A 2,543-nucleotide genomic window follows, 5' to 3' on the forward strand; every position below is an offset into this window, starting at 1 on the left:
CCAGCCGCACCGGCTCGCCGTCCGTGGGCGTGGCGAGCGCGCGGCCATATCCGGGCGCCCGCGCGCCGACATCGGCGCCGCTCCGCGGCGGCGCGGCAAGCGTGAAGCCGCCGTCCGCGCCGGTCTGGCCCGAGGTGGCCGAACCGTCCAGCACGACCACCGTCGCCCCGGCCACGGGCGCGCCGGTGTGCGCGTCGACGACGGTGCCGGCGATGGTGCCAGCGATGGCGCCGGCTGCGGTGCCGATGCCGGTGTCTGCCGCCGCGCCCTGCCCTGCCGCCGCCAGCGCCAGCGACAGCGCGAAGCCGCACCAACGAAGCGCGCGCGCGTTCATGGCATGGCTCCGCTCTGCTGCCGGGGCGCGGCGGGCGGCGGCACGGCTGCCTGCGCCAGTATCCGCGCCAGGCAGCGCTCGCCGCAGGCGTCGGTCATCAGGAAGCGCGGCAGCGCCAGCCGCGGCGCGGCGGGCGTGACCGCGCGGCCCTCCAGCGAGAAGGCCGCCTCCACGCCCTCGTCGGCGGCGATCGCCATCAGTTCCTCGTCATGGATGCCGAACGGCCACGCCAGCCAGCGCACCGGGCCGCCAAGCTCCTGCTCCAGCCGCTCGCGCGCGCGGCGCAACTGCATGTGCGCGAACGCGCGGAACGCCTCGGGCGCGAGGCGCTTGCGTTCGGTGTTGAAGTTCGGGTGCCAGTAGCTGTGCGACTGCACCGTGAACAGGCCGGTCTCCTTGAGCGCGCGCAACTGATCCCAGGTCAGCGCATAGGCAGCGTTCGAAATCGCCGAGGGATAGATGAACAGCGTGACCGGGACATGCTCGCGCCGCGCGATCGGCATCATCACCTCGAACACCGAGCGGTGGCCGTCGTCCGCCGTGATCGCCACCGCCCCGGCCGGCAGCGGAGCCGCCCCGCCCTGCTGCCACCGCACCACGTCGGCCAGCGGCACCACGTGGTAGCCCTGCGCGGCGAGCATGCGCAGATGGGCTTCGAAGGTGGCCGTGCGCACCGTCATGCTGTCCGCGGCCACCGGGCCGAAGCGGTGGTAGACCAGCACCGGAACCTGGCGCGCGGGCCCGGGATCCTGCGCACCGGCCGGCAACGCCGCCAACGCCGCCAGCGCCAGCGCCGGCCACGGCACGGCCCGGCGCAGAAGACGGCGCCACCTGCCCCGCTGCTCCTTCCGCTGCATCGCATTCTCCGTGTGATTCGCGCGCCGTCCCCGGAGCCGCTCCCGCTGGCGGCATGGCGGCGCGCGTTTCCATTCTGGGTGCCGCCGCCGGGCGCGACATGACGCACATCAACGTCCGGCCACTGCCGCCGCGGGCGCGCGTGGCGGCGCCGGGCCGGGCGCCCGGCCCGGCGCCAACGCTTGACATGCGTCAAGCGCCTGCCGCCGCCGTCATCTATGCTGCAAACAAGGCGCGCCTTGCCGGGCGTCCCGAGACACTTTTGAGAGGAGACCCGACATGTACCAGAAGATCCTGCTTGCCGTGGACGGCAGCCACTCGTCCGACCTCGCCATCAGCCAGGCGATCATCATCGCCAAGGCGACCGGCAGCGAGGTGGAGGCGCTGTTCGTGGTGGACGACAGCGATGCCTTCTTCCCCGGCGGCGGCTACGATCCCATCCAGTTGACGGAAAGCATCCTCGCGCTGGGCCGCGAAGCGCTGGCCACGGCCGGCAAGCGGCTGACGGAGGCCGGCGTGCGCCATACCACCACGCTGCTGGAGAAGCCGGTCTCTCCCGGCCAGATCTCCGGCACCATCGTGACGCAGGCGGAGCGCGGGAACGCGGACCTGATCGTGCTCGGCACGCACGGCCGGCGCGGCCTACGCCGCCTGGTGATGGGCAGCGTGTCGGAAGGCGTGCTGCAGAAGAGCCACAAGCCGGTGCTGCTGGTGCGCAGCGAGACCGAGCGCTGACGCCGCCGCCTTGCCGCTGCCCTGGCCGCCCAGCTTGTCGTACAGCGCGTTGGCATGGAGATCCGTGCGCTTCGACATTGCGTACAGGTAGCCGAGCCCACGTCATGGCGGCGCGCGGCCGGCCGGGCGTCCGGGTCGTCGTGCACGAACGGGCCGCGGCCCTTCATCGGGTACTTCATATTGGACAGATAATGGCTCGCGGACCGCTCCAGCGTCTTCTACATCGGCGTGCGCAAGTGGGTCTATGAGCGGCCCACCCCGAAGGACCTCGACCGCGTCATCGAACTGCGCGTGGCCGCCTTCCTGCAAGGCGTGCCGGCCGTGCTGAAAGCCACGCGCAAGCGCTGAGGGCCGCGCCCCACCCCGCCACCCAGCCGCCCCGCCGCGGGCGGCATGGCCGCCGCTTTGCCTAAGGGTAAATCCTGATCCCCCGCTCTCTTGGCCCGGCGGCGCTTCCCTCCTACAATTTATCACTCGATCACTGATCGAATGATAAGTTAATGGAGGCAGTGATGGCACTCAGCAAGCTCGCGCATTTTTCCATCCGGACCACCGACCTGGAACGGTCGTGCGCATTCTACGAACGCATTCTCGGCTTCCGGCGGGGGGACCGCCCGCC

General features: G+C 71.7%; 4 protein-coding genes. 2 read left to right on the forward strand and 2 right to left on the reverse strand.

Annotated features, from left to right (window positions below; genetic code table 11):
* The coding region (locus tag K206_RS38875; RefSeq protein WP_043366952.1) for a carboxypeptidase regulatory-like domain-containing protein at window positions 1-334 on the reverse strand (334 nt) is incomplete at its 3' end.
* Entirely contained in the window at window positions 331-1,191 is an 861-nt protein-coding gene (locus K206_RS0120955) for a polysaccharide deacetylase family protein (protein ID WP_020204352.1), read from the reverse strand. The genes K206_RS0120955 and K206_RS38875, both read right to left, overlap by 4 nt.
* Before the next feature lie 277 nt (window positions 1,192-1,468).
* Between K206_RS0120955 and K206_RS0120960 the strand changes: the two genes are divergently transcribed.
* Window positions 1,469-1,924 (forward strand): universal stress protein, encoded by a 456-nt coding sequence (locus K206_RS0120960; protein ID WP_020204353.1) that lies wholly within the window; start codon window positions 1,469-1,471, stop codon window positions 1,922-1,924.
* 512 nt (window positions 1,925-2,436) lie between these two features.
* On the forward strand, window positions 2,437-2,543 hold a 107-nt coding region (locus K206_RS41770; RefSeq protein ID WP_196812901.1), incomplete at its 3' end, for a VOC family protein.

Source organism: Cupriavidus sp. WS (genome assembly GCF_000395345.1).
Taxonomy (GTDB): domain Bacteria; phylum Pseudomonadota; class Gammaproteobacteria; order Burkholderiales; family Burkholderiaceae; genus Cupriavidus; species Cupriavidus basilensis_B.

Coding starts and splice junctions, on each gene's coding strand:
- K206_RS0120955 (WP_020204352.1), bottom strand. CDS start 1,191: ATGCAGCGGAAGGAGCAGCGGGGCAGGTGGCGCCGTCTTCTGCGCCGG.
- K206_RS0120960 (WP_020204353.1), top strand. CDS start 1,469: ATGTACCAGAAGATCCTGCTTGCCGTGGACGGCAGCCACTCGTCCGAC.